Source organism: Acinetobacter sp. YH12129, from assembly GCF_013418685.1.
GTDB classification, from domain to species: Bacteria; Pseudomonadota; Gammaproteobacteria; order Pseudomonadales; family Moraxellaceae; genus Acinetobacter; species Acinetobacter amyesii.
In genome coordinates this window covers 19,703-46,301 of sequence record NZ_VPBP01000025.1, presented here as the reverse complement: position 1 = coordinate 46,301, position 26,599 = coordinate 19,703, and the positions used below count along the sequence as shown (strand labels likewise).

At 40.0% G+C, this 26,599-nt stretch carries 25 protein-coding genes and 1 pseudogene; 14 read left to right on the top strand and 12 right to left on the bottom strand.

Annotated elements, in window-relative coordinates; translation table 11 throughout:
• Nucleotides 1-124 precede the first annotated feature (124 nt).
• Nucleotides 125-421, top strand: a pseudogene (locus FTU65_RS12345) (alpha/beta hydrolase); the annotation flags it as partial.
• 94 nt (nt 422-515) lie between these two features.
• Here FTU65_RS12345 and FTU65_RS12340 read toward each other — a convergent pair.
• Nucleotides 516-1,367 carry a pirin family protein gene (locus FTU65_RS12340; protein ID WP_180065664.1) on the bottom strand — a complete coding sequence of 284 codons (852 nt, stop codon included), beginning with the start codon at nt 1,365-1,367 and terminating at the stop codon, nt 516-518.
• Nucleotides 1,368-1,469: 102 nt separating this feature from the next.
• On the opposite strand from FTU65_RS12340, the gene FTU65_RS12335 reads away from it, so the two are divergent.
• Nucleotides 1,470-2,381 carry a LysR substrate-binding domain-containing protein gene (locus tag FTU65_RS12335; RefSeq protein ID WP_180065662.1) on the top strand — a complete coding sequence of 304 codons (912 nt, stop codon included), beginning with the start codon at nt 1,470-1,472 and terminating at the stop codon, nt 2,379-2,381.
• Nucleotides 2,382-2,488: 107 nt separating this feature from the next.
• Here the strand turns inward: FTU65_RS12335 and FTU65_RS12330 are convergent, their stop codons facing one another.
• The 4 genes from FTU65_RS12330 to FTU65_RS12320 form a co-directional block, all read right to left on the bottom strand.
• Nucleotides 2,489-3,445, bottom strand: a complete 957-nt coding sequence (locus tag FTU65_RS12330; protein ID WP_180066835.1) for a TauD/TfdA family dioxygenase — start codon at nt 3,443-3,445, stop codon at nt 2,489-2,491.
• Between the two features lie 221 nt (nt 3,446-3,666).
• Entirely contained in the window at nt 3,667-3,801 is a 135-nt protein-coding gene (locus tag FTU65_RS16375) for a hypothetical protein (protein ID WP_257221407.1), read from the bottom strand.
• Nucleotides 3,794-5,005, bottom strand: a complete 1,212-nt coding sequence (locus FTU65_RS12325) for an MFS transporter (RefSeq protein WP_180065657.1) — start codon at nt 5,003-5,005, stop codon at nt 3,794-3,796. Before FTU65_RS12325 ends, FTU65_RS16375 begins: the two co-directional genes overlap by 8 nt.
• Before the next feature lie 219 nt (nt 5,006-5,224).
• Complete coding sequence (locus tag FTU65_RS12320) at nt 5,225-6,361, bottom strand: OmpW family protein (protein ID WP_180050857.1); 1,137 nt, start codon at nt 6,359-6,361, stop codon at nt 5,225-5,227.
• Between the two features lie 401 nt (nt 6,362-6,762).
• On the opposite strand from FTU65_RS12320, the gene FTU65_RS12315 reads away from it, so the two are divergent.
• The gene (locus FTU65_RS12315; protein WP_099339550.1) at nt 6,763-6,942 is read left to right on the top strand and encodes a hypothetical protein; all 180 of its coding nucleotides are present in this window, start codon (nt 6,763-6,765) and stop codon (nt 6,940-6,942) included.
• 69 nt (nt 6,943-7,011) lie between these two features.
• Here the strand turns inward: FTU65_RS12315 and FTU65_RS12310 are convergent, their stop codons facing one another.
• The gene (locus FTU65_RS12310) at nt 7,012-8,463 is read right to left on the bottom strand and encodes a sensor domain-containing diguanylate cyclase (RefSeq protein WP_180065666.1); all 1,452 of its coding nucleotides are present in this window, start codon (nt 8,461-8,463) and stop codon (nt 7,012-7,014) included.
• 198 nt (nt 8,464-8,661) lie between these two features.
• The gene (locus FTU65_RS12305) at nt 8,662-9,450 is read right to left on the bottom strand and encodes a hypothetical protein (protein ID WP_180065656.1); all 789 of its coding nucleotides are present in this window, start codon (nt 9,448-9,450) and stop codon (nt 8,662-8,664) included.
• A 294-nt stretch (nt 9,451-9,744) separates the two neighbouring features.
• On the opposite strand from FTU65_RS12305, the gene uvrB reads away from it, so the two are divergent.
• The 7 genes from uvrB (at nt 9,745) to FTU65_RS12270 (ending at nt 19,343) form a co-directional block, all read left to right on the top strand.
• A complete protein-coding gene (uvrB, locus tag FTU65_RS12300) occupies nt 9,745-11,766 on the top strand; it encodes an excinuclease ABC subunit UvrB (protein WP_180065654.1) in 2,022 nt (673 codons plus the stop codon).
• A gap of 154 nt (nt 11,767-11,920) precedes the next feature.
• Nucleotides 11,921-12,511: a lipocalin family protein gene (locus FTU65_RS12295; RefSeq protein WP_180063384.1), complete on the top strand. Its 591-nt coding sequence runs from the start codon at nt 11,921-11,923 to the stop codon at nt 12,509-12,511.
• Between the two features lie 133 nt (nt 12,512-12,644).
• A complete protein-coding gene (gene rarD / locus FTU65_RS12290; protein ID WP_180065652.1) occupies nt 12,645-13,577 on the top strand; it encodes an EamA family transporter RarD in 933 nt (310 codons plus the stop codon).
• 218 nt (nt 13,578-13,795) lie between these two features.
• Nucleotides 13,796-15,499, top strand: coding sequence for a hypothetical protein (locus FTU65_RS12285; protein ID WP_180065650.1), 1,704 nt, complete (start codon nt 13,796-13,798; stop codon nt 15,497-15,499).
• A gap of 692 nt (nt 15,500-16,191) precedes the next feature.
• Nucleotides 16,192-17,649, top strand: coding sequence for a glyceraldehyde-3-phosphate dehydrogenase (locus FTU65_RS12280; RefSeq protein ID WP_111885541.1), 1,458 nt, complete (start codon nt 16,192-16,194; stop codon nt 17,647-17,649).
• Nucleotides 17,650-17,957: 308 nt separating this feature from the next.
• Nucleotides 17,958-18,659 carry an MFS transporter gene (locus FTU65_RS12275; protein ID WP_218949720.1) on the top strand — a complete coding sequence of 234 codons (702 nt, stop codon included), beginning with the start codon at nt 17,958-17,960 and terminating at the stop codon, nt 18,657-18,659.
• A 3-nt stretch (nt 18,660-18,662) separates the two neighbouring features.
• Nucleotides 18,663-19,343: a hypothetical protein gene (locus FTU65_RS12270; RefSeq protein WP_180066834.1), complete on the top strand. Its 681-nt coding sequence runs from the start codon at nt 18,663-18,665 to the stop codon at nt 19,341-19,343.
• A gap of 58 nt (nt 19,344-19,401) precedes the next feature.
• On the opposite strand, the gene FTU65_RS12265 is transcribed toward FTU65_RS12270, so the two are convergent.
• Entirely contained in the window at nt 19,402-20,256 is an 855-nt protein-coding gene (locus FTU65_RS12265) for an SDR family oxidoreductase (protein ID WP_180065644.1), read from the bottom strand.
• Nucleotides 20,257-20,371: 115 nt separating this feature from the next.
• On the opposite strand from FTU65_RS12265, the gene FTU65_RS12260 reads away from it, so the two are divergent.
• From FTU65_RS12260 to FTU65_RS12245, 4 genes are all read left to right on the top strand, one after another.
• Entirely contained in the window at nt 20,372-20,746 is a 375-nt protein-coding gene (locus FTU65_RS12260; RefSeq protein ID WP_078191873.1) for a helix-turn-helix domain-containing protein, read from the top strand.
• A 213-nt stretch (nt 20,747-20,959) separates the two neighbouring features.
• A complete protein-coding gene (gene cgtA, locus FTU65_RS12255) occupies nt 20,960-22,174 on the top strand; it encodes an Obg family GTPase CgtA (protein ID WP_078190204.1) in 1,215 nt (404 codons plus the stop codon).
• Nucleotides 22,175-22,214: 40 nt separating this feature from the next.
• Nucleotides 22,215-23,348 carry a glutamate 5-kinase gene (gene proB / locus FTU65_RS12250; RefSeq protein WP_078190202.1) on the top strand — a complete coding sequence of 378 codons (1,134 nt, stop codon included), beginning with the start codon at nt 22,215-22,217 and terminating at the stop codon, nt 23,346-23,348.
• 157 nt (nt 23,349-23,505) lie between these two features.
• A complete protein-coding gene (locus FTU65_RS12245; RefSeq protein ID WP_218952802.1) occupies nt 23,506-23,958 on the top strand; it encodes a GNAT family N-acetyltransferase in 453 nt (150 codons plus the stop codon).
• 57 nt (nt 23,959-24,015) lie between these two features.
• Here FTU65_RS12245 and arsH read toward each other — a convergent pair whose 3' ends face one another.
• Genes arsH through FTU65_RS12225 form a run of 4 tightly spaced genes read right to left on the bottom strand, consistent with a single transcriptional unit; the run spans nt 24,016 to nt 26,561 of the window.
• Nucleotides 24,016-24,720 (bottom strand): arsenical resistance protein ArsH, encoded by a 705-nt coding sequence (gene arsH, locus FTU65_RS12240; protein WP_078191860.1) that lies wholly within the window; start codon nt 24,718-24,720, stop codon nt 24,016-24,018.
• A gap of 1 nt (nt 24,721) precedes the next feature.
• Nucleotides 24,722-25,762, bottom strand: coding sequence for an ACR3 family arsenite efflux transporter (gene arsB, locus FTU65_RS12235; protein WP_180065640.1), 1,041 nt, complete (start codon nt 25,760-25,762; stop codon nt 24,722-24,724).
• Nucleotides 25,762-26,235, bottom strand: a complete 474-nt coding sequence (locus tag FTU65_RS12230; RefSeq protein WP_180010420.1) for an arsenate reductase ArsC — start codon at nt 26,233-26,235, stop codon at nt 25,762-25,764. Before FTU65_RS12230 ends, arsB begins: the two co-directional genes overlap by 1 nt.
• On the bottom strand, nt 26,232-26,561 hold the full coding sequence (locus FTU65_RS12225; protein ID WP_168379193.1) for a metalloregulator ArsR/SmtB family transcription factor: 330 nt from the start codon (nt 26,559-26,561) through the stop codon (nt 26,232-26,234). The genes FTU65_RS12230 and FTU65_RS12225 overlap by 4 nt, the downstream gene beginning before the upstream one ends.
• Nucleotides 26,562-26,599: the final 38 nt, after the last annotated feature.

Below are 26,599 nucleotides of genomic sequence, written 5' to 3'. Positions count from 1 at the left end.
GTTAAAATGCTGTGCTGCTTTTCGCACAGACATTTCATCTCGAATCATAATTTCTATGACTTTGTCTTTAAAATCTTTTGAATATCCCATATCTCTATTGTTCTATAGTTTTTAGGATTTGGCTATAAAAGATAAAACGTCAGCTGGGAATAGTGTATCGGTTAAATTTCTAGATTCGTATTTATATTATAAAAATGGCACGCCACCGGAGCAGTTTGATGTCTGCCCAATTTTACTAACGCAGCCTGAACAAGACCGCTGGACGCCTTTGGCTTTAAGTCAGCCATTTTTAGCACGGATTAAGCAAGTTCCAGTCGATGTCGTCATGTTGAAAAACGCAGGACATTATCCTTTGGAACAGCTGGGACTCGATCAAATGGTCAATACAATCGATGCGTTTTATCAAAAAGTCACGCAATAATCTGTTGAAAGTGTGATGCGTAATTCATACCAACATAGATATAAAAAAACCGCCAGAAGGCAGTTTTTTTATTGGGACTTTATCGTGGAAATATTTAAGCAAAATGACCATGTTGAAAATAATAAAATGCCTGACGTATTTCATCTTCAGTATTCATGACGAATGGTCCATGTGCCGCAATAGGTTCATTTAAAGCTTCGCCACTTAAAATAAGCAGTTTGGTTGCTTCAAAAGATTTAAGTTTCAAAGACGATACTTGGTCACTGACATATAAAGTCTGTTTCGCATCAAAGCGTTGACCTTCAATTTCGATCGCGCCACTTAATACAAAAATCATGTTATTCCACTGTGGGTTGAATGAAAATTCCTGTTCAGCATTTGCATTCAAGCGCACATCCAACACATTCATCGGGCTAAAGGTTTCAGCGGCGCCCATTGTGTCTTCAAATTGGCCAGCAATGACGCGTACCACGCCTGCATTTTGTGCAAGTTTAACTTCAGCAATATTGGCTGTAGTCAGTTCTTGATAGCGAGGTTCAGTCATTTTGGCATGACGAGGTAAATTGACCCAAAGTTGTACCATGTCTAAATTTCCGCCTGTTTTGGCAAAATCTTTAGAATGGTGTTCTTCATGCATAATGCCTCGACCTGCGGTCATCCATTGCACTTCGTCTTTGGCAATGCTGCCGTGATTTCCTTTAGAGTCAAAATGCTCCAATTCTCCTTCATAAACAATGGTTACTGTTTCAAAGCCACGGTGTGGATGTGACCCAACACCACGTTGATGATGACTTGGAGAGAAATGATATTGGCCGGTATAGCCCATAACGAGGAATGGACTGGTTTGATTGCCCATTTCTTGCATAGGCAGCATAGAGTTTGTTGGAAAGCCATCGCCCACCCAAGTGCTACGATCACTATGATAAACACGTTTGATTGGATTCATAATTCAGTCCTCAATTTATTGCTTCTGAGATCTATTATTGAGGTATAGTGAGGGAATGACAGGGCGAAAAACTCAACAGATTATTCTAAAAATGAAACAATCATGCAAAATTTAAATGACTATTACTATTTCGTGCAAGTGGTGAAATACCAAGGTTATACCAAAGCCAGTGAAGCATTGGGTATTACAAAATCTAAGCTATCACGCCGTATCACAGAATTAGAGACCCGTTTGGGTGTGCGTCTGATTCAGCGTAATACGCGAAAATTTACAGTAACTGAAATAGGACAACAGTTCTATTTGCATTGCTTAAAAATTTTAGAGGAAGTCAGCGAAACGGAAAACTTTGTGCTCAGTACGTTGAATGACCAACTCTGTGGCCAGATTAAAATCTCTTGTCCTGTGGCTTTGGTGGAAATGCCTGTTGCAAAAATGGTCACTGATTTTATGCAGCAATATCCTGAGGTCAGTGTGCATCTGATGGCGACCAATCATCGGGTTGATGTGATTGAGGAAGGCGTAGATTTAGCCATTCGTGTGCGTAATATGCCTTTAATGGATAGTGATTTGATCGTTCGAGATTTAGATGCTTGGGATCATGTTTTGGTGGCATCGCCACAACTTTTCTTCGAGCGTGAAATTCCACAGCAATTGGCTGAGATTCAAAATTTTCCGTGTATTGGTTTTGATCGGCCTAAACATTTTTGGGATTTCCGACATCGTGAAAAAAGTGAAACTCAACAAATTGAATTTCATCCACGCTTAAGAACTGACAGTTTTAGTGCCATGATTTCTGCTGCAATTTCTGGCGTGGGAATCGCTTCTTTGCCCAAAGTGTTTGTACGTGATGCTTTAAAAAGTGGTGAGTTAATAGAGCTATTTCCTGAATGGCAATTGCCGCAAGGGGTCATCCATGTTGCCTACGCGACACGACAAGGCATGCTGCCGGGTGTGCGTGCGATGTTAGATCATTTGATTTCAGGTTTTAAGGCCTTAGATATAGATCATCCGTAATTTGAGCAGTGTTCTTATTGTTTTCAGATTTTAATTATTTGGGGTTATTGCTCAAACACGGATTTTACAGGGTTATTTATTTTTTATTGTTGGCATGAAGTTCAACATTAGTATGGTCGTCCTCCTGCTAAGCTAATTCGCTTTAATAAGCGGCGTTGGTCTGAAGGGAAAGGGCGGCGTGAGTGTAATGTCGCTTGGTTATCCCAAAATACAATGTCACCTTCTTCCCATTGATGTTCATATCGAAACTCAGGTTTCAATAAATGTTCACGTAAAGATGCAATCAATTCACTGCCTGACTGATCATCGTAGTGAACCAATTCCACTTCAGATCGTTCATTTAACCACAGCCCTTTACGGCCACTTTCTGGATGGGTACGTACAAGCGGATGTGGATAAGCATGTCCAACAATCGGTTGGTCTTTGAAACGATATAGCGGTGTAGCGCCATATCCCGTTGTGCCTTTATTATTTTTGGCACGGACAAATGGGTTATAGGTAATGAGTTGAAGTTGGTCTAAATGTTTTTGTGTCGCTTCATCTAAAGCTTCATAGGCTTTAATGGTGTTATACCATGAGGTTTGTCCACCGTCTTGCGGTAGTTCAATGGCATAGAGTAATGAGCCAAAAGATGGCAGCGGAGTCCACTGATGATCTGCATGCGCAGCCAATTCACCATGTCCAGTATAGTCACCTTTGCCGACTGCATTTGAAACGGGTACCACGTCTGGTGGTGTACCGGTATCATCTTGTGACGCCAGCACAGGAATATCTGCACCAGGACTGAAAATTGAACCGAAGTAGCTTGCAAACGCGAGATACTGTAAATCATCTAGACTTTGATGTTTAAAAATTAAAATCAAGTGTTCTGCCAGCGCTTGTTTTAAACGGTAGATGGTTTCCCCAGACTGTGCTTTACGCGCATCTAAACCATAAACCACAGCCCCCAAAGCTTGGTCATGTTGCGCTTCAATACGAATTTCATTGCCATCTTGAAATTGTTCTGCTTGATGCCAACGTGGAGCATCATGGATGGCTTGCGAAAGTTGAGTTAATGCGGTCATTTCATAAGTTCTCAAATTGTTCTTTATTGAGACTTAATCTATGAAAGAAAGTGCAGGTTGGAAAATTAAAAAATAAGCTAAGTTTATGAAAAAACGTATTATTAATACTAATATGTTGAAAATTCAGCTTTTATTGAATCGTGTAGAAAATAGCTAAAAAACTGCTGTTGTAGTGTTGATAAAACAGCAGTTTGGGGCGGAATTAAGATTTCAATACGTCTTTAATGCGCACAAAACGCTTGGTTAAAGTATTCGAATAATTCAGGTGTTTGGCTCCATAAGCCGATGGATAAGGCCAACAAGGCCAGAATACTGATGGCAATACTAAGTCGAAACCATAATGTTGAATTAGTCATGAATGACACTTTCCTCATTAACCATGAAATGTACCAATACCCCAAAAATACTCAGGACAATCGAAAAAATCCAAATGGCATTATAGTTACCGGTCATATCGTGGTTCACACCACCCAACCAGCCACCAAAAAAAGAACCGACTTGGTGTGTAAAGAATACGATGCCACTCAGCATACTGAGATATTTAACGCCAAACATATTGGCTACAATACCGTTGGTGAGCGGTACGGTAGAAAGCCATAGTAAACCCATAATGACGCCAAACGCATAGATTGTCCATGTACTTAAAGGCAGCAAAAGAAAGGCAATAATGGCAATGCCACGTAAACCATAAAGTCCCATTAACAGCTTTGGTTTGGAATATTTGCCACCGAGCCAACCAGCTGTGTAGGTGCCGACAATATTAAACAGTCCAACGAGCGCTAGGAAAATAGTGCCCGTAGTGGCATTAAAGCCATGATCGATTAAATATCCCGGAAGATGGATGCCAATAAACACCACTTGGAAGCCACAGACAAAGAAACCGAGTGCTAGAAACCAAAAGGGTTTATGCTCCCAAGCCAATTGCAAAATTTGTTTAAAAGTCAGAGAGGCTTCATGCGTATTAGTTGCATTTGGTGCAACATACATTGGTGCTTTTAGCATCCAAGCTAAAGGAATAATAAGCGCAATTAAAATGGCGCTGACCACCAAAGCCGAAGACCAACCAAATTTTTGCAGTAGCAGTAATGTAGAGGGCAGCATAATGAACTGACCAAAAGAACCTGCGGCACTGGCAATACCCATGGCTAAACTACGTTTGTCTGGATGCGCTGCACGTCCTACGGCCGAGAGTAATACTGGAAATGAAGTGGCCGAGAGAGCCAAACCTAGGATTAAACCTGCGCTTAAATTAAGCAGTAAACCGGTAGAGCTGATGGCCATGAGTAATAGTCCTAAGGCATATAGTACGCCACCGACTGCCACCACCAGTTTACTACCGTATTTATCAGCAATCGCACCTGTTACCGGCTGAACCGCACCCCAGATCAGGTTTTGCATGGCAATCGCCAGACTGAATACATTATGACCCCAACCATATTCATGGCTCATCGGCACCAGATATAAACCAAATGCATGACGGACACCCAAAGACAAAGCCAGAATCACTGCTGAACCAATGAGCATATAAATAAGTGGCTTGGAAAACTGGGTATTGGTCATAAGAACTTTGTGCTGAGATCGTCGAGCCTATGTTAGTCGATTCAACTTGTTGCCGCGATAGAATAATAATTACTTAAAAGATAAATTTTTTTTATGGATTTAATGTCTATGGAGATAGTTAAGTCATGAATAGAATTTAGGTGCTGAATAAAGGTTTTAGCTATTCCATGAGCAAGAAACTAAAAAGCAGAGCTAAGCTCTGCTTTTAAATTGGATCGGTTAGAAACGCATACCAATACCTGCATAAGCCAGAATTGGATTTACCTCAATATCTGCTTTAGAGGTAATTAAAGTTCCATGTTCGGCATTGGACACAGTAATCGTTGTTTCATTTTTTAAATGAGCATAACTTACTGAACCTACTGCGAACCATGTATCATTAAAGTCGTAAGTAAAGCCAGCTGTAGCAACGGGAGCAAAGACATCAGTAGCCTCAAGTTTAACTTTAGGTGTACTACCATTACTTTTCAGATTATCAGGAACTGATGTGCCATAAGGGAGTTCACCAATTTCCAGAGCTTTACCTGCTTGACCATCTTTAATATTTGCAATCATATGACCCGCTTTGATCAAGTCCTGCTCAACATTCTTATTCATTTCCAATTCGTTGAAATAAGCATACATCACACCCAGCCCTACATAAGGACGGAACTTATTTACACCTGTTTTACCAAAGTGATATTGGAATTCAAAAGCTGGTGTCCAAGCACGAGCAGAAGCAGCCTTATCCTGTGCACCTAAATCTGTAACTAAAATATCTTTTTTCAAGTCGATACTCTGTAAATCAATTGATCCGGGAATACTCGGAAAGAGGTCTATAGATGGCGTAGCTTGCGCAGAGAAAGGCGCATAAATTCTTCCTTTACCTTTTAAGTCCACTGTTGGTGGAATCCCGGCTTTAATTTCAAGAGAAATATTATCGGTAAAAAAGTAATTGGTCATGATCCCTAGGGTAGTCACATCCTCGGCTTCTAAACCTGTTCCTGGATTGTTCCAGCTTGAGAGATTATAAACTTCAGCAGAACCACTCAGATTTGCAGAAAGCGTATCGACCCCTAATCCATCTAGAAGTCGAAGGATTGCGGTGGTTGAATTTGAACCCATGTCAAGATCGAGATTATTTTGAACAGCTTGAATACTGACATTACCTACTGCAGATGTAATGCCTTCGTTAGCTGCGGTATTTACTTTGAAAGGTTGTGCTTTCCCTTGTGGCATAACATGTAAAGCACCCACCGAAACTGAAAAACGTTTAAAGCCATCGCCTTCTTGCAGGCTAAAATAAGGGGAATCGGCATGAGTCAAAATAGGCATTAATGCCATTGAGCCAATAAACGTCCCTAAAACCTTTTTCATTTGAACTCCTTGTTCAATTTATTCATCTTTGTTTTTGTTATTGTTAATAAACTAAACTTGGCTCAATTAATCTGTATGAAAAACAAGAGTACTAAGTAGGTGAAAAGTTAATAAATAAGGAAATGTATTTCATTAAGTTTAATTATTTTAGTAATTATGTAATTTTTTAATTTAAAAATAAAAAAATACTGGTTCGCTCTGCTTTTTAGAAAATATGAATAGCCATCGATTTTTTAGACATCTTTTAGTTAGATAAAATAGAACACTTAAGACGTATTTTTTATCCTGAACATGATATCGAAATTAAATGAATTGTTATTAGAGTGCATAATAAAAGACTTGTTTTTACATTCTGCTCTTTTTTTTTGTACAATAGGCTGAGTTATTATTGAGTCAGTCTGATGAGCTCCCCAAATACTCCCAAGAAAAAGCCTTTAGTTAATTTACCGTTTCCTTTGAAGCAAGCTGAACAAGGTGCGACAGATGAGATCCTTGAAGATCTTCGTCCTAAGCCACAACGCTATGCGGATAGAACCTGGATGCCACCACGTGGTACCCGCCGTTCGATGGGAAAACGCTAAGTTTTAAAATAAAAAAGCCATGGTATTTGACCATGGCTTTTTTATTCGCTGATATTTAAATCATGCAACTTACTGAGAGACTGACATTCTTCGGTCTTTATTGAGATAATACTTTTTCTTCTGACGATACATATCCAGATCTGCACGTTTAAGCATATCGTCCATCCGCTCATTCAGCTCATTGGTGGCACAGCCAATCGAGATACTCATCGGTTGATGAGAATAAAATTGGTTATCGACCAATAATAACTCATTCAAACTTTGTAAGCAGTTTTGCAGCGCTGCATCATCTGCACCAGGTAATAGAATGACAAATTCATCACCGCCAATGCGCGAAGCAGAATAGGGCGTATGCTGAATAAGTTGGTTTAAAATGTTGCCCAGACGTCTGAGGATACTGTCACCAGCATCGTGCCCAATACTGTCATTGAGTTCTTTTAGTCCATTTAAATCAATAAAAATACAAGAAACAGGACGTAATTGATTGCGTTCGAGACGATTGAGTTCTGCGATATAAAATGAACGGTTATAGAGTTTGGTCAGGACGTCATGTTTACCTAAATATTCAAGATAATTTTCAGCCTTTTTACGTGCGGTAATATCAGTCAGAGCAACCTGCACGGTGCTCCAGTCGTCGAGATAATCAGGAAATACGGTAAATTGCAGCAAGACATGGCGAATACTGCCATCAAGTGCATAATTTACGGCTTCACGTTGATGATGTAGATTGCCATTCCAAAGTTCAATCAACTGTTCTTTAAAGGTTTGCAGCATTTCTTTGGCAAACACTTTATGTACATTTTTGAGCAATATTTCTTTGTTCGGAGCGCCAAATAAATCAAGCGTGGCTTGATTGACGTCAACGATCAGTATTTCTTTAATGCACTCTTGTACAAAATCGGGATGAACATCCAAAAAAGTGACAAAGTCTTCGATTTCTAAAGCGCGTAGCTGATCTAATTTGATTTTAATCCGGCTAAAATCTTCGACCCAAAGTGAGGTTGGAGAATAATGAAAACGCGCTTCTGCCAAATGACGACTTTGTTCTTGTAAACGGCAAGCTTCAGTATAAGAGGTGATATCTTCAGTCGTAATTAAAACGGCAGATAAATCCTGCTCATGACTCGGTAGCACGATGCCTTTGAGTTGAATGTCTAGGCGTTGTCCATTGAGCGTATAGTTCACGGCAGAATGGGAAAAATGTGTTTCACCATTCCACAATGCAACCAATTCTCTAATGTGTGTTTGACACATCTCCGCCTGAAAAACTAAATCCAGGTTTTGACATAAATGTTCAAAGTCACGTGCTTGATAAAGTTCCAACGTTTTTGCGTTAACCTGTAAGAGTTTTATTTTTCTCGCACATTGCAGAATACGTGATTCATCTTGTTGAAGAAAAGTGGCGAGATCCTGCACACCTTGCTGACGCCAGAGATCAAATTGTTTTTTGACTTCACTGTAATCTTCAAGCCACATGGCAATGGGGGATAGCTCAAAAAAAGGAGAATCTAGCATGTCTATTTTATGTGCTCGTCATTCTTCATGATAATTACAGCATGTAGTATAAGATGAAAAAAATGATATTAAAATAATGTGATATATAAAATAAAATTTATTTTTAGTGTGACTTATGTCGCTAAAAGTCGTTAATTCAACTTAGATAAAAAGCCAATGTAGACTTTGGCTTTTTTAGGGGGGGAGATATGGTGAAAAAAGTCTTTAGCGGCTGGCTTTACGAGCTTTATTTTCAGGTCTTGGTGCAGCGATTTCACGTTCAGCTTTCCAAACATCAATGAAATCTTTTTCATTAATATTGTACAGTTCAAGTAGGGCTAAAATGACGCCGCCAAACATCATTGGGCCTTCTGAGTTGCTTTGAAACTCAAATATTTTCCCATTCAGAGCATGCAAAATATCTTCAATTTCAAAAATACGGTCACGACCATTGCTATCTGTCGGGTACATTTGGGTATTCAGCACAATTTTCGCAAGACTTTTTTCATTATCTGTTAAGGCCAGAACATCAACCAATTTATCTGCCGAAGGTGCAAAAATTACCGAGTCTTGAAAAATTGTATGTAGAAGTTTCGAAGTAAGTTTAGGTAAAGCTTTTTCAACGAAAGGACGGAATGAAATTGGAAAAATAACATTTCTGGAAATCCCCTTAAACATGGGAGCAATTTCTTCAACTTTATAGCCAGCGACACCACAGCCAATCGAAGTAATGAAATATTTGGTCTTCGGATGATTCTTGGTATAGATTTTAAAATCATCAACATAATATTGAATCTGAGACAATGGCATTTGTTGTAAATGCTCATTCATTGTTGGAATAGCAAAACTTTGACCAGCCCATCCACGACCAATACCATTCATTGCACCAAAATGCTCTAGGGCAGTACGCGCTGCACCGCCAGTATGTTGACCTGCCATATTGCTGCCAAAAACAAAAATAGTATCTTCGGGTAGGTTTTTAACAATACTTTCGTCATGATATTGGTAAGTCATAAGTTTGATCTGTGGCGTCCTTTTGTTCATGTTGCAGGTGAAATTTATATAGGTCAAGTATCAATAAGGGATAAATGAACGCTTTATTCTTGAGTTTTTTTAGAGCCAAGAGTTTCCTCAAGAAAAACATGCGAAATCAGGCGAATTATTTTTCAAACATGAAAAAAATCTATGGGTTTATGTTGAATTATAATTTTACAGTCCGTACACGCCTCTGGTATTTACATAAATTTAGCGTTGTTTTGTGCAACTTTGCCCTCATAATAAAGCCATATAAAACTGTTGAAGAAGAGTGTGATGCAGGAACAGCCTTTTGAACTGGTAACACAATATCAGCCGGCAGGTGATCAGCCTCAAGCGATTGAGAAATTGGTGAAGGGGATTGAAAAAGGAATGCATGATCAGTTGCTCTTAGGGGTAACAGGTTCAGGTAAAACCTATACCATGGCAAATGTGATAGCACGCACGCAACGTCCAACGATTATTATGGCGCATAATAAAACTTTAGCTGCGCAGCTTTATGGCGAGTTTAAAGCCTTCTTTCCGCATAATGCCGTGGAATACTTCGTCAGTTATTATGACTATTATCAACCCGAAGCCTATGTTCCATCTTCAGATACTTTTATTGAAAAAGACTCATCGATTAATGATCATATCGACCAAATGCGTCTTTCGGCAACACGGGCATTATTAGAGCGACGTGATGCAATTATTGTAGCGTCAGTTTCAGCTATTTATGGTCTGGGTGATCCCAATGCTTATATGAGTATGCTTCTGCATATCGTGGAAGGAGACCGTATTAGCCGTGATGATATCATCCGTCGTTTGGTGGAAATGCAATACACCCGAAATGAACTCGAATTTTTACGGGGCACATACCGTATTCGTGGTGAAATTATTGATATTTTTCCTGCTGAATCTGATCAAAATGCCATTCGAATAGAGTTATTTGATGATGAAGTTGATTCAGTTCGATGGTTTGATCCATTGACAGGCAGAATGGTGCGTAAAGTGCCACGGATTACGATTTATCCAAAGAGCCATTATGTGACGCCTAAAGATAACTTGCAGCGTGCAATTGGAACGATTCGTGAAGAACTCGCAGAACGACTAGGATTCTTTCGTGCAAATGATAAATTACTCGAAGCACAGCGTATCGAACAACGTACACGTTATGATTTAGAGATGATGCAGCAGCTTGGCTATACCAATGGTATTGAAAACTATTCACGCCACTTGTCTGGCCGTCCTTCTGGTGAAGCACCTCCGACTTTGTTTGATTATGTACCTGATGATGCTTTATTAATCATTGATGAATCGCACGTTACCGTACCGCAAATTGGGGCTATGTATAAAGGTGACCGTTCACGTAAAGAAAATTTGGTCAATTACGGTTTTCGTTTACCAAGTGCGCTTGATAACCGCCCAATGAAATTTGAAGAATGGGAGCGGATTATTCCTTCGACCATTTATGTCAGTGCAACGCCTGCACATTATGAAATGGAAAAGTCTGAACAAGTCGTTGAGCAAGTGGTTCGACCCACAGGTTTGGTCGACCCTGAAATTGAAATTCGTCCAGTGTTAACGCAAGTGGATGATGTATTGTCAGAAATTAATAATCGTAAAAACTTAAATGAGCGTGTATTGGTTACGACATTAACCAAACGTATGGCAGAAGATTTAACTTCATATTTGAAAGAATATGGTATTAAGGTCGCTTATTTACATTCTGATATTGACACTGTTGAGCGCACTAAAATTATCCATGAATTGCGTTCGGGTGTATACGATGCAATTGTTGGGATTAACTTACTGCGCGAAGGCTTAGATATGCCAGAAGTGTCTCTAGTCGCCATTTTAGATGCAGACAAAGAAGGCTTCTTGCGTTCTGAGCGTTCTTTGATTCAAACCATTGGTCGTGCAGCGCGTAACTTAAACGGTAAAGCGATTTTATATGCAGATCGTATGACTGACTCCATGCAAAAAGCCATTGATGAAACGGATCGTCGTCGTAATTTACAGATTGCATTTAACCTTGAACATGGCATTACGCCACGCAGTGCAGTGCGTCAAAACGTCAATGATATTGATACAGGTGAAGTGCTGACAGATGATGAAATCGATGAAAAAATTTCAGATCAGGCCAAGGCATTAACTGCAGATGAACGTCATTTGATGTCGGATCCAAAACTTCTGGCAAAACATATGAATAAGTTGGAAAAAGAAATGCTAAAAGCGTCTAAGGAATTACAGTTTGAACAAGCGGCTCGTTTACGCGATGAAATCTTGCGTTTAAAAGCACAGATGATTTCATAATTTTGTTAGACAAGATGCGGAATATTGTTTGAATGACATACATAATTCAGACAAGAAAATGATTTTTAGAGCAATTTTTTCCGCTAGAGTAAAATCACGAGAAAAGAATCTACTTTATTTTATCGATAATTTTGCAGCGAAATGAGGCATAAAAATGACAACAACGAATCTTCCGAAAGCTGGTTTTAAACTCGCAAAAATTGCACTTGGTGCAGCAGTGTTAATTGGTTTGGGTGCAGCCACAATGGCCTATGCACAGACGAAACCGTTACAGACTGTGGAAAAAGTCGAGCTCGATCGTTATTTAGGTATGTGGTATGAAGTAGCTCGTAAGCCTATGGTTTTTCAAAAAAGCTGTGACCGTGATGTGATTGCGGTTTACACGCTAAATGAAAATGGCAACATTAATGTAAATAATCGCTGTGTATCTAAAGATGGTACCAAGAAGCAATCAATAGGCGAGGCATTTGTACAAAATGCACCGTTTAACTCGAAATTAAAAGTTAGTTTCTTACCAGAAGCCATTCGTTGGTTGCCTGTGGGGCGTGGTGATTATTGGGTACTCAAAGCCGATGAAGACTATCAAACAGTTTTGGTGGGTGAGCCACGTCGTAAATATATGTGGGTTCTTTCTCGTTCGGCTCACCCAGATCAGGAAGTGATTCAGGAATATCTGAATTATGCTCAATCTGTCGGTTATGACTTATCAGATATTATTCATACCAAGCAGACAGTAAAACCATAAACCTAAATATTTGAACAAATGCTAAAAAACCATGCCTGTGCATGGTTTTTTATTTGCTAGAATGTCCATGCGAAAAGCTTGATTGATCAAGCAAAATATCAAGATTATGTAGTCATTTGGACTGGAGTGAAAGATGTATAAAGGCGTTGCATTGTCTGTATTGGCATCGGTCACTTTTGGTATTTTGTATTTCTTTACCATCTTTTTAAAACCTCTAGATAGCGAGCAAACTTTTGCATGGCGCATGTTGGCGACCTTACCATTTTTAACCTTATTTATGTGGTGGATGAAAGATTTAAACAAAGTCAGTGAAATTTTTTGGCGAGTGGTTAAACAGCCGATCTTTCTGATTTGGTTAATCATCAGTTCTTTTTTATGTACTACACAGCTTTGGTTGTTTTTGTGGGGGCCGATTAATGGCCGTGGACTAGAAGTTTCTTTGGGATATTTTCTACTGCCTTTAGTGATGGTTCTGGTCGGATGTGTGCTGTATAAAGAAAAACTTTCTAAATGGCAGATGGCTGCCGTGGCACTGGCAATTTTAGGTGTCGGCCATGAAATTTGGCGTATTGGCAGTATCGCGTGGGAAACTGTTTATGTCGCTGTGGCTTATCCAATTTATTTCTTTTTACGTCGTACCTTTAAAACTGATCATTTGGGTGGTTTTTGGTGGGATCTTTGCTTAATTCTGCCTGTAGCATTTTATTTAGGATTTATTCATAGCGATAGTTTAGCGCTGATGTCGTTATTCCCGCATCTGATTTTGGCGGTTTTAGGACTTGGTTTTCTGAGTGCGCTTGGCTTAGGTAGCTATATGTTGGCGAGTCGCTATCTGCCATTTGTGATTTTTGGTTTGTTGAGTTATTTAGAACCTGTGTTGTTAGCATTTGCATCGATCGCATTGGGAGAGCGAGTAGAAGCAGAAGAATGGCTGACCTATATTCCAATTTGGGGTGCCGTTTTGTTATTGGTGATAGAAGGCATCTTGCATCTGTTGAAACAAAAGCAAAATGAACGTGCGTTAGCTAAAAATGTAAAAGCGTTAAATGATCGAATCGATTCTTAGACTGAAAATATTGGTACGATAAATTGATCAGTTCACAATTAACGCTTGCTGTTTTTTAAGAAAATCTTAAACTTATAAAACTAAAACACACCATGATTCAATTCATTGTTTAGGAAGAACAGCATTGAATGATGGTGTACAAAAATATTTATTTTAGATAAAAATAAACTGAAATCGATAAAAGATTGATTAAAAAACCAAGATACAGGAAGCAGTCAGTGGTTGTCCCATTTCATCTAAGCGCTAAACTTTTACAGCTAGAGCCTGTGTTGGATCAGCATTGGCGGAGTATTGTGTCTGAAGTATGCACTGATCTTGATCAATCCAATTTAGCGCAGATACAGCAGGTGTTATCGCAAAAAGGTATTCGTTGGGAGTCTTCATCACGGTCGTATCAACTTGATGTGCCGATGAATTTGGGCATGTTGATGAAAGTATTAAAATATGATGTCATGCGTGAGCATGCACAGTATTTGGCAACACAGCTCGAAGAACTTCGAACATTGACAATGAGTATTCAAGTTGCGCAAAAATTAGAAGAAAACCTAGCCTATATCAATAAAATAGATGCCGAAGAAGATTTTGAATTACAGCATGAAAAAAACGTATTACATCGGCATTTCATTTTAAATGCTGCACAAATCATCCGTAAAATGGATTTGATTGCGCCGAGTGATGCACGTGAACTCACTGCCCAGCAAGTCAAAATTTTCTTGATCGAAATTTTCTTAAAGTCACATATGTTGGGGCAATTTTTTGATGCCACTATCCCGAAATCGTCTGAGATTTGGCAACATCCGATTTTTAAATACTATTTAAAGCGTGAACAAAAAACGAGATATTTACAAATCGTACAAACATCTGAGTTTATTTATATTTTGTCGCCTAATTTAGATTGGACGACGCAGTATTCCGCTACACGGTTTTTATCGACAAAGCACAATGACGCTTTAGCAGACGACGTTTTTGATGGGGTGGCCATAGATTTAACTACTGCTTTAGAGAATCAGCAAATAGAACAATTAAAAATTCAAGTGTCAAAGCTAGCATCCATAGTAGGTTTTATACATTTAGATCTACAAAATTTAATGCAGCAACTACATACACGGGTAGATAAGCATCTACTTTTGATGCTGCATGTAGAGGATGCCACTCAACAATTGGCGACGGTTTTACCTGCTTTTGAGCAGCAGTTCAATGAATTGATTTTGAAGCCATTACATCAGACTGTTCAATTTCAACTAAGTGAGCAGATACAACATGATTTTGTATTTTTCCATAGCATGCAAATATCTCAGAAGCTCATCACGAGTCTAAACGTCTTAAGTAGCTGCCCGAAGTTTGAGGCGAGTTTGGAGTTAAAACGACTGCGACTTCAACTACAGGCTTGGCAGGTGCTTTTGTTGAAACGGCGTGCTCAAATTTTTCATGTTCAAAACGAAGATGAGTGGGAATTACATCATCAGCAGTCACAGCAAATTCATACGGCGTTGAAAGCGCTCTTGCAGCCGGTCGATGATCAACAGAAGATCTTTGCTACAGACGCAACTGTAGAAAATACGGGTACCCATGGCGCGCATGCGCATGTTGGATTTTCCAAACGCATGACGAAAACAGGGGAGTATGAAAGCCTTGAAACCGATGCTTTAAAAGCGCAGCAGCAAAAAAAGTGCCAGACTTATATGCAGGTTTTAATGTTGCTGAAGGAACATGCTTCACAGCTCGTCAATCTCGATTTTGAGCCATGTGAAAATGCCTTAAAGGTGCAGTCTTTTAGTGATCGGAGATATTTTGCGATTAGTACTGGAGAGAATGGTTTAAATGCACTACCGAAAATATTAGAGCTGAGTGTAAATTTCTTTGATTTTAATTTGGAAAAGTTTGCTGAGAATCTGAAAAATTCACAGAATTTTAAATATTGATCTGACTTTAAAACTAATGTTAGGCAGTAACATTAGAGGCGTAATTTGATCCAAATAAAAGAACGATACGCGGTAATGTTATCCGCAATTGTCTAAGACAAGGTTACTTCTAATAAAAAATGTTTTTGCGATACTTTGAATAAATTGACGGTAGTGAACGAGTTTTGCGGTGAGGAGCATTGCTCCGCAAGATGGTTTCCTTATGAAGCACGCTTCTTATTTTGCCAAATGAGAAACAACGTTTCGTAAGAGTACCTCTAGCTGAAGGCTAAACCCTTTATTCAAACCTTAGATGTAAGACTCTGTCGAATAGTCTTAAAAATCATTTAAAAATGTGAAATTATTATTACGAGCTCAACATTAGTAAAAATACTATAAATTGAGCAAAATAAAAAACACCACAATTTGAACAATATAAATATTCGTTTATCTTTGAGCTAAATATGCAGAGATCTGGTTGATAAAACTACATTTGAAATTTTGTGACAAAAATCTGCGAAAAAACCGGTTTTTCAACTTTCGGCTATAAAATCATAATACTAATCATGATTATTTTGAAAATTGATAGTGAATATATAACAAAATAACCTTGTCGAAATCTGCTTTTAGATTCATTAATTTTCAGTTTTCCATTACAATTGTGGGGTTTTGAAATTTATGCTTAGATTTACAATTAATTAGAGGACGTATCTGTGAGCAAAGACACTATCGTTGCCCTACATGCAGAGCACCAAGGTCGCTGGAAAAACCGTGAAGAAATCGCGGAACGTATGATTGCCCTAGTGGGTCAGTTATATCGTGAAAAAAACATCGTAGCTACAGTATACGGTCGTTCTTTAATTAACCGTTCGGTTATCCAAATTCTTAAAGCGCATCGTCGTACTCGCGTACTTGACGTTGAACTTTCAGTTGTGAACACTTTCCCAATTCTTGAAGCTTTGGCAAAAATCGAAAACATCGGTACTGCTGAAATTGATCTTGGCAAACTTGCTGTTGAGTTCAAAGAAAAAGGCGGTGATGTTGACGCATTCGTTGCTGACGCTGTGAAATCACTTGAAGGCAATGCAACTAACGTTGAAAACCGTGATGTTGTACTTTACGGTTTCGGTCGTATCGGTCGTATCCTTGCACGTTTGATGATCAGCCAATCTGGTTTAGGCCGTGGTCTTAACCTTAAAGCAATTGTTGTTCGTAAATCATCTGACGGTGACTTAGAAAAACGTGCGTCTTTGTTACGTCGTGACTCTATTCATGGTCCATTCGCAGGTACGATTTCTGTTGATGAAGAAAACGAAGCAATCATTGCTAACGGTAACTTCATCAAAGTGATCTATGCGTCTAACCCATCTGAAGTTGATTACACTGCTTACGGTATTAACAATGCGCTTGTAATCGACAACACAGGTAAATGGCGTGATTCTGAAGGTCTTGCACAGCACCTTAAATGCGCTGGCGCTGCACGTGTAATTCTAACTGCACCTGGTAAAGGTGACATGAAGAACGTTGTATACGGTGTGAACCAAGCTGACATCCTTGATGAAGATACAATCATCTCTGCTGCAAGCTGTACAACAAACGCGATCACACCAACACTTAAAGTGTTAAACGACAAGTACACAGTGATCAATGGTCACGTTGAAACAGTTCACTCGTTCACGAATGACCAGAACTTAATCGACAACTACCATAAAGCTGACCGTCGTGGTCGTGCTGCTACTTTAAACATGGTAATCACTGAAACAGGTGCTGCTAAAGCTGTTGCTAAAGCACTTCCTGCTCTTCAAGGTAAATTGACTGGTAACTCAGTACGTGTACCTACTCCAAACGTATCTCTTGCAATTTTGAACCTTACTTTGGGTCAAGATGTTGACCGTGAAGAAGTGAATGAATACATTCGCCAAATTTCAATCAACTCTAACCTTCAAGGTCAAATCGGTTATACAAACTCAACTGAAGTTGTATCGTCTGACTTTATCGGTTCACGTACTGCTGGTGTGTTTGACGCTCAAGCGACAATCGCTTCTGGTAACCGTTTAACTGCTTATGTTTGGTACGATAATGAAGTGGGTTATAGCTGCCAAGTATTGCGTATTGCTGAGCAAATGGGCGGCGTAAGCTATCCAAAAGTTCCTGCTGAAACTAATGCTTAATTAGTACACGCTGTAAAAAAAGGGCCTCATTTGAGGCTCTTTTTTTATCTAAAGAGTATGGGTTAAAAACTTAAGGCATAGATGACGAATGGATTGATCAAAAGCATCAAAAGTTCTTGTTTTTTCTGCCACTGTTAGATGAGTGTGAGTCATTTATAATGAAAAGCTGACTAAAATATTCAAGTTTTAAGTTAATGAAATTATTAAAGAATTAAATACAAAAAATTGCAAACTGGTTTATATAATGTGTTCAAAATGAGACTGTAAAAAATAAAAAGCAAAAGGAATTTAGTTTGCAAGCAAAGCACATGCTCAGTGGATTGGCATTTATTGTGTTTGCTGCACTCTGTGGTGTACTTATCGCCATTTGGGTGTTTAAGCACTTTAATATTTATATCCCGCTAGAAAATCAAAACGTCAATATCGACCTGCAAGAGCCATTACAAGCCGAAGTCAAAATTCATGATGCCTTGGATGTGGACGTGACAGGGCGGGTGAATGCTGAAATTCCTATACATGAAAATTTAAATATTCCCTTAACTCAAACGCTGACACCACGGGTGTATTTTGATAATCAAGTCCCGATCAAGACCACGATTCCAGTGCGTGAAACTTTGAAAGTGAATCAAAACCTTCCTGTGACTACCAAAGTGAAAGTTAAAGTCATGGGGCAGGATGTGACTTTGCCACTCAAAGGTGATATCCCGATTCAATTGGATATTCCAGTGAATATGAATGTGCCTTTGGAGCAAAAAGTACATTTAAAATTTGATGCGCCAGTCAAAACAGTGCTGAAAGAAAACCTACATATTCCACTCAATGCAAATTTAAAAACCAACATTCCTATTGAAGGTAATTTGAATGTTCCAATTAAAACGGCATTAAAAGCGACAGTGGATGTGCAAAATACGTTGCCCGTTCAAATTAAAAAGGGTGAATTGGTGATTCCACTAAAAACAATGCGACTCAACAGAGAGCATGCCAAAACTGAAGCGAAAGCTCAGGAGTAAGCCATGTGGATATTTCAATCGGCGAAGCGCATCATTTTAAGTTTTATCGCAGTTGCGTTATTGGTTGCGGTGCTATTTTGGTTGTATTTAAATATTTATGCGTCGATGCAAGTGCGTGCAAAAAATGCTGATATTCAATTGTCGCATTCACTACCCACCAAAATTTTCGTTTGCAATTATTTGCAAACGCAGTCCATCGGGACGTTGGATACGCAGATTGCTTTAGATCGGAAGCTGCAACTACCCTTGAAGGGAAAATATCTGGCAGATTTGCAGTTTAGTGTAGAGGTTCCCATTTCTGTTGATATTGATTATTCCACCAATATTCAAATTAACCAGACGATGCCGCTTGAGGCGACCACAGATTTGGTGATTAAAAATAAACTCGTGCCGAAATTTCCGTTAAAAATGGATATTCCTGTCAAGTTAGATGTGCCTTTTCATTTGAAAAGAACCTATAACATTCCTATTCGAATAAATTTTAATGGTCCAGTGTATTTTGAGTTTAATGAAAAAGTCGATTTGCATGTGGTACATCAGTTTGCACCACAACTCAAACTCAATGACCCGATGACCATGCGAAAAATCGCAACCTTTAATGCCACGATGTATAACGCAGAGCGTAATACCAAGGCAAATTTAGATATGAATATGGATTTGCCGATAAAAAATGTACATCCATAAGCGTGATTCAACTCAAAAAAAAGCCCGAATCAATTCGGGCTTTTTTGTGGGTTCAATCTTATTTTAAAGCAGCTTCAACAGCACTACGTAGAGAAGTGGTTGGGTGACCGAGTAACTGTTCCAAGTCTTTACGATCACTTTGCATTGCACCGTCAATGCTATTGATATCGGCATCGACGATCACATCTACAAGACCAGCGGGTAAGCCCGCTTGTAATAGGCCTTGCGTGTAGTCTTCTGCTGTTAGATTTTGATAGTGAACATTTTGACCTGAAACTTGCTGTAGGGTTTCAGCAAGCTGTGCCAATGTGAAACTGTCTGAGCTTGCAAGTTCATAGGTTTTATTCTCATGACCAGAGCTTGTAAGTACTTTTGCAGCTGCTTCGGCATAGTCAGCACGGGTCGCTGCATTAATTTTTCCATCCTTTGCTGCACCAAATAAGGTACCTGTTTCAACCACATGCCCAGCAGCAGCAAGATAGTTTTCGACATACCAGTTATTTCGTAAGAAGGTATAGCTTAAACCACTAGCTTGAATCAGACTTTCTGTTTCACGATGCTCTTGAGATAAACCCAATGGCGATGTATCGGCACGTAACAGGCTGGTATAAGCAATATATGGAACTTTTGCTTCTACAACAGCATCAATTACGGCTTTGTGTTGTGGAGTACAGCGACCAATTTCATTGGCAGAAATGAGTAATAATTTATCGACACCTTGTAGTGCAGGAACAAGTGTATCTGGTTGATCATAGTCAAAATGACGAAGTTCGATGCCTTGAGCTTGTAGAGATGCTGCTTTTTCTGGTGATCGAACTAAAGCGATGATGTTTTCGGCCGCGGTTTCTTTCAATAAAAATTGAAGGACCAATTGGCCTAGTTGACCTGTTGCACCTGTAATTGCGATTTTCATATTTAAACCCTCTGATTGTTGAATCAATGATCTTGATGGTTGAATCTTAATCTGTTAACTTACTAAATGTAAGTACGTACCAAAAAGTAAGTTAGTGACTTTGAGGAAAGATTTAATGAACACATACGCTACAAGTAAATTATTAGGTCAAGTTTTATCCACGGACTGTCCATCTAGAGAAATATTGGAACATCTCACCAATAAATGGTCAGTATTAGTTTTGCGTTGTTTGACTGAAGGGGTACACCGTTTTAGTGAACTTAAGCAGCGGATCGAAGGGGTGAGCGAAAAGATGCTGGCTCAAACGCTGAAAATGCTCGAGCAAGATGGTTTTATCTTACGGACAGTCTATCCAGTCGTGCCACCCAAAGTTGAATATCAACTGACTTTAATGGGCTCACAGGCTGCAGAAAAGTTAATGCATCTGATTGGTTGGGTTGAACGAACATTGCCTGAAATTATTGAAGCCAAGGAAAATGCACGTAAATAGCTTTCAGAAATGGGGAGTGAAATTCGTTTGCTATTTATCAAAGCTATTTTGATGATGAGCTAAAGATTTTCGAGCGATGTGCGGATTTTCCTAAAAATTTGCATCAGCACCAAGATGAATGAAATTTATAGTATTGCTGAATAATATTGTTCGAGAAATTCTTTAAAATATGGCAGAATAAGCGGTTTTAAAGTTTTTAGAGGATTGGCAAATATGCGCTTTGTTGATGAAGCAGTCATTACCGTAGAGGCTGGCGACGGTGGCAATGGCGTAGCCAGTTTTCGCCGTGAAAAATTCGTACCATTTGGTGGTCCAGATGGTGGTGATGGTGGTCGTGGCGGTAACGTATACGTTCAAGCCGACAACGACACAAGTACCCTAGTAGATTATCGTTATACACGTAAATTCCGTGCAGAACGTGCTAAAAATGGTCGTGGAGCGAACTGCTCAGGTCGTGGCGGTGAAGATACCGTATTGCTCGTTCCAGTGGGCACAACAATTGTAGATACAGAATCTGGCGATATCATCGGCGACTTAGTGGCTGACGGTCAGCGTGTGTTAGTGGCAGCAGGTGGTGAAGGTGGTTTGGGTAATACTCACTTCAAATCTTCAACCAACCGTTCTCCACGTAAATGTACACACGGCTCAAAAGGCGAATATCGTGAAATTCGTCTTGAATTAAAAGTACTCGCAGACGTTGGTTTGTTGGGTATGCCAAATGCGGGTAAATCAACCTTTATCCGTGCAGTTTCAGCAGCAAAACCAAAAGTTGCAGATTATCCATTTACCACTATGGTGCCAAACCTAGGTGTGGTTGATGCCGATAGTCACCGTTCATTTGTAATGGCGGATATTCCGGGTCTAATCGAAGGTGCTGCAGAAGGTGCAGGTCTAGGTATTCGATTCCTGAAACACTTGGCACGTACACGTATTTTATTGCACATCGTAGATGTTCAACCGATTGATGGTTCTGACCCTGCGTACAATGCAAAAGCAATTTTGGAAGAGTTGAAAAAATTCTCCCCAACACTTTCAAAATTACCTGTTGTATTGGTACTCAATAAAGTAGACCAATTGGCGGCTGAAACGCGTGATGAATGGTGTGATCACATTCTCGAAGAGTTGCAGTGGAAAGGCCCTGTATTCAAAACTTCAGGTTTAACGTTTGAAGGTACTAAAGACGTTGTGTATTACCTGATGGATCAAATTGAAGAACAGCGCGAACGCGAAACTGAAGATCCTGAATATGCAGCAGAAGTTAAAGCGTTCCGTGATCAGCTTGAAGCTGAAACACGTGAGCAAACGCTTGCTGCGAAAGAAGCATATCGTGAAATGCGTCGTCAACAACGTCTGGCAGGTCAAGGTGAAGACTTTGATGATGAATTTGAAGACGGTGATGATGAGGCAGAGTCGTACTACGTACGTTAATTGCTGAATAAGTGTCAAAGCAAACAAGTCTGAGGACAAGATGATAGAAGTGGTAGATGGGCAACGTCAGCTCAAGGGTTGTAAACGTATCGTTGTTAAAATCGGATCATCACTACTCACAGCAAACGGAAAAGGGTTAGATCTGGATGCAATCTCGCATTGGGCGGGACAAATTGCAGAACTACACAATGCAGGACACGAGATCATTCTTGTGTCTTCCGGTGCTGTGGCTGAAGGGATGGTACGTATGAATTTGGACAACCGACCCACAGATCTACCCAGTCTACAGGCTTGTGCTGCCATTGGTCAGATGGGCTTAATTCATACTTGGTCTAGCGTATTAGAACAACGTTCGATACGCACAGCGCAAGTTCTGTTAACGCATGATGACTTGGCAGACCGTCGTCGCTATTTGAACTCTTGTGATGCTTTGCAGCATTTGATCGATTGGCGTGTGATTCCTGTGATCAATGAAAATGACACAGTGTCGACTGACGAAATCCGCTTTGGCGATAACGATACTTTAGCTGCGATGGTGGCTGGACAGGTTCATGCAGACCTCTTGGTGATTCTAACTGACCAAGAAGGTATGTTCGACTCTGACCCACGCTCCAATCCAGACGCAAAACTGTTCCATACAGTACGTGCAATGGATGAATCATTATTCGATATGGCGGGCGGCGGCGGTAAATTCGGTCGTGGTGGTATGTTGACCAAAGTTCGTGCGGCACGTTTGGCAGCCAAGTCAGGTTGCCCAACAGTCATTGCGAGCGGCGATAGCGACAATGTGCTTTCACGTGTGATGGCCGGTGAATTACTCGGTACCTTATTCATTACGGATAATGACCGTGTCACAGCCCATCAACAATGGTTAGCTGCACATTTACAAACAGCTGGTCGTTTAGTGATTGATGATGGTGCAGTCAAAGCCATTCGTGATAATCACCGCAGTTTATTACCTGTAGGCGTGAAAGCGGTTGAAGGGCATTTTGAACGTGGTGATGTGGTGGAATGTGTCGATACACAAGGTCATCGTGTTGCCGTAGGTCGTGTAAACTTCAGTTCACGCTCGGCAGAAATCGTTAAAGGTTTGGCCTCAGATAAAGTTCATCAAGTTTTAGGGGAAGCCCGATCACTTGAAATGATCCATCGCAATCATATGTCGATTTACTAAATTGAAAGATCAAAATCCTGCTTCCGAGCGGGATTTTTTATGGCATGCCATTTGAATATAACGATAAAAATAGTAATAAGACGAGAAGAATATGAGCGAAATTTAATATTTAAACCTTCAAGATCTAAAAGATGAGCAGGCTCAACTGTGTGATTTATTGGCCCAATGTGTGCAAGATGGTGCATCACTGGATTTTTTAGCAGAAGAATCTAAGTCGCACTATGATGAATATTGGTCTGCTGTGGCAAAGGATATTCAAAAGCATAAAACCTTTTTGTGGGTGGCGCTGCAAAGCGGTGAAGTTGTGGGCACAGTACAATTGGTTCGTGCCACCAAAGCCAATGCACTGCATCGTGCTGAGATTGAAAAACTTATGGTGCATCCAAAGGTACGTCAGCAAGGCATTGCTCACCAACTATTAACACTTGCAGAAGATAAAGCAAAACACTTGAACTTGAAATTACTTGTACTTGATACGCGTACAGGCGATGTCTCTGAAAAGCTATATGAAAAATTTAGCTTTATAAAAGCTGGGATCATTCCGCAATTTGCATTGAGCCATACAGGGACAATAGATTCAACGACATTATTTTATAAATTATTAGTTTAAGTTGAAACGGATGGATATTTTAGACCAAAACTCCTGCACAGATGCAGGAGTTTTTCATTAAAGGTTCTTTTGATTAACTCGTTTAGAGAGTTCTTCCGCACTTTCAACTCGTTCAGAATAGCGATCTGTGAGGTAGGCAGATTGACCACGTGTGAGTAGGGTAAATTTATATAATTCCTCCATCACATCGACAATGCGAGTGTAATAGGAGGAAGGTTTCATGCGATCATTTTCATCAAACTCTAAAAATGCTTTCGCAACGGAAGATTGATTTGGAATCGTGATCATCCGCATCCAACGCCCAAGGATGCGCATTTGATTAACAGCATTAAAAGATTGCGAACCACCACTGACTTGCATTAACGCCAGCGTTTTACCTTGAGTAGCACGAATGGCACCTGCAGCTAAAGGAATCCAATCAATTTGTGCTTTCAATATAGAGCTCATCGCACCATGTCGTTCTGGAGAACACCAAACCATGCCTTCAGACCATGCAAGTAATTCATGTAATTCCTGAACTTTAGGATGGGAGGTTTCAGCATCTTCCGGTAGTGGAAGACCTTTAGGATGAAAGATTTTGACTTCTGCACCAAAATGTTCAAGGATTCGACCCGCCTCCAATACCGTTAAGCGGCTAAATGAGCGTTCACGGTTGGAGCCATATAGCAGCAGGATGCGTGGCGGATGTTCCAGTGCTTTAGCTTGAACTTGCTCAAAACGCGGTGTTTCAAGTAGATCTAGTTGAATATTGGGGAGCTTCATTTTAGTTCTCTTTATACCATTTGCGTTTTAACCATAGCGATACACTCACTAATGCAATCAGCACAGGGACTTCAACCAATGGGCCAATAATCGTGGTAAATGCAATCGGAGATGCAATGCCAAAGGTGGCGATGGCAACAGCGAGGGCAAGTTCAAAATTATTACCTGCTGCGGTAAAGGATATCGCAGTGGTTTTGGCGTAGTTATTGCCCATCCATTTGCTCATCAAAAAGCTAATGAAAAACATCACCACAAAGTAGATTGTGAGGGGAATGGCAATACGCAGTACATCCATCGGAAGGCTCACGACATCTGCACCTTTGAGGCTAAACATCACCACAATGGTAAAGAGTAATGCGATTAAACTGATGGGGCTGATTTTGGGTATAAATTGATTTTTATACCAATCCAGACCTTTTTGTTTTACCAATATGGCACGCGTCAGGAAACCGAGCAGGAAGGGAATACCTAGATACACCAATACTGCATGTGTGATGGTCCAAAAGCTGACTTGGATTACTTGTGCTTCGATACCAAAATATGGCGGTAAAAAACTCAAAAAGAACCATGCGTAGGTACTAAAAAATGCAATTTGGAAAATACTGTTAAATGCCACTAAAGCCGCAACGTATTGGTTATCCCCACAAGCGAGATCATTCCAAACCAGAACCATTGCAATACAACGTGCTAAACCAATCAGAATCAAACCGGTCATGTATTCAGGGTAGTGTTGTAAAAACACGATAGCCAAAATAAACATCAGGCAAGGTGCGATTAACCAATTTTGAAGCAGTGAAAGGTATAGGGTGCGTTTGTCTTTAAACACTTCAGGCAGCGCTTTGTAATCCACTTTCGCCAAAGGTGGATACATCATCAGGATTAAACCAATGGCAATCGCAATATTGACATCACCAATATTGAGTTGATTTAAAGCTCTTGAAGCACTAGGAATATACACGCCAATCGCAATGCCTAGCCCCATTGCGATAAAAATCCATAGCGTTAGATTGCGGTCTAGAAATGACAGTTTTGCAGCAGCCATTATTGGATCTCTGAAATTTTTTGGATTTCTTGGTTGAGTTCTTCGCGACTTAATTGCGTAATATCGAGCGTAAATAAAGCATCTAAACGGCGGTTAATATGCGCCACGGTATCAAGAAAAGCTGCAAGTTTGATGTCATCTGCAAGCTCTAAATGGGAAGGATCTTCTAAGCCCCAGTGGGCTTTGATGGCAGAACCTAAGTAAATTGGGCAAGCTTCTTGAGCGGCAGAACCACAGACGGTAATTACCACATCGGGTTGGTATTGTTCACATGCTGCGATGGATTTACTCGACAAACCCTCAGTCGGTAGATTAATGTTTTGTAGGGTTTTCAAGGTAAACGGGTGGACTTGTCCTGAAGGTTTACTTCCTGCGCTATAGGCACGGAAACCTTCAGGGGCACGCTGGTTAAAAAGTACTTCGGATAAAATGCTGCGGCAGCTATTGCCAGTACATAGAAATAAAAAATTCATAGCGTTTCACACAATGTTGTCGTGTTTTTTGGGGAATTTAAATCTAGGTCTTTAAATCGTTCTTGGTGACGCATGACATCGAGTATTTGTGTGCACCAAGTAGGCAGTGCAGGGTGAATGGAGTAATAGACCCATTGACCTTTACGTTGATCACTCAGCACACCTGATGAACGCAGTAATGCCAAATGACGCGAAATTTTAGGTTGGCTTAATTCAAGGGACTCAGTGAGTTCGCAGACGCAGAGTTCACCTTTACATGCCAACAGCATGATGATGTTCAGACGAGTCTCATCTGCAAGTAATTTGAAAAATTCAGTCTGTTCCATGTTTATCTGTATATATGGATTTGCATATATCTTTACAT

Excerpts from the sequence above, each read along its gene's own strand:
- FTU65_RS12340 (WP_180065664.1), bottom strand. The coding sequence starts at position 1,367 with ATGAATCCAATCAAACGTGTTTATCATAGTGATCGTAGCACTTGGGTG.
- FTU65_RS12325 (WP_180065657.1), bottom strand. The coding sequence starts at position 5,005 with ATGACCAATACCCAGTTTTCCAAGCCACTTATTTATATGCTCATTGGT.
- proB (WP_078190202.1), top strand. The coding sequence starts at position 22,215 with ATGATAGAAGTGGTAGATGGGCAACGTCAGCTCAAGGGTTGTAAACGT.
- cgtA (WP_078190204.1), top strand. The coding sequence starts at position 20,960 with ATGCGCTTTGTTGATGAAGCAGTCATTACCGTAGAGGCTGGCGACGGT.
- FTU65_RS12270 (WP_180066834.1), top strand. The coding sequence starts at position 18,663 with ATGTGGATATTTCAATCGGCGAAGCGCATCATTTTAAGTTTTATCGCA.
- FTU65_RS12225 (WP_168379193.1), bottom strand. The coding sequence starts at position 26,561 with ATGGAACAGACTGAATTTTTCAAATTACTTGCAGATGAGACTCGTCTG.
- FTU65_RS12275 (WP_218949720.1), top strand. The coding sequence starts at position 17,958 with ATGCTCAGTGGATTGGCATTTATTGTGTTTGCTGCACTCTGTGGTGTA.
- FTU65_RS16375 (WP_257221407.1), bottom strand. The coding sequence starts at position 3,801 with ATGACTAATTCAACATTATGGTTTCGACTTAGTATTGCCATCAGTATT.
- FTU65_RS12295 (WP_180063384.1), top strand. The coding sequence starts at position 11,921 with ATGACAACAACGAATCTTCCGAAAGCTGGTTTTAAACTCGCAAAAATT.
- arsB (WP_180065640.1), bottom strand. The coding sequence starts at position 25,762 with ATGGCTGCTGCAAAACTGTCATTTCTAGACCGCAATCTAACGCTATGG.
- rarD (WP_180065652.1), top strand. The coding sequence starts at position 12,645 with ATGTATAAAGGCGTTGCATTGTCTGTATTGGCATCGGTCACTTTTGGT.
- FTU65_RS12330 (WP_180066835.1), bottom strand. The coding sequence starts at position 3,445 with ATGACCGCATTAACTCAACTTTCGCAAGCCATCCATGATGCTCCACGT.
- FTU65_RS12315 (WP_099339550.1), top strand. The coding sequence starts at position 6,763 with ATGAGCTCCCCAAATACTCCCAAGAAAAAGCCTTTAGTTAATTTACCG.
- FTU65_RS12320 (WP_180050857.1), bottom strand. The coding sequence starts at position 6,361 with ATGAAAAAGGTTTTAGGGACGTTTATTGGCTCAATGGCATTAATGCCT.
- FTU65_RS12230 (WP_180010420.1), bottom strand. The coding sequence starts at position 26,235 with ATGAATTTTTTATTTCTATGTACTGGCAATAGCTGCCGCAGCATTTTA.
- FTU65_RS12335 (WP_180065662.1), top strand. The coding sequence starts at position 1,470 with ATGCAAAATTTAAATGACTATTACTATTTCGTGCAAGTGGTGAAATAC.
- FTU65_RS12260 (WP_078191873.1), top strand. The coding sequence starts at position 20,372 with ATGAACACATACGCTACAAGTAAATTATTAGGTCAAGTTTTATCCACG.
- FTU65_RS12305 (WP_180065656.1), bottom strand. The coding sequence starts at position 9,450 with ATGACTTACCAATATCATGACGAAAGTATTGTTAAAAACCTACCCGAA.
- FTU65_RS12265 (WP_180065644.1), bottom strand. The coding sequence starts at position 20,256 with ATGAAAATCGCAATTACAGGTGCAACAGGTCAACTAGGCCAATTGGTC.
- arsH (WP_078191860.1), bottom strand. The coding sequence starts at position 24,720 with ATGAAGCTCCCCAATATTCAACTAGATCTACTTGAAACACCGCGTTTT.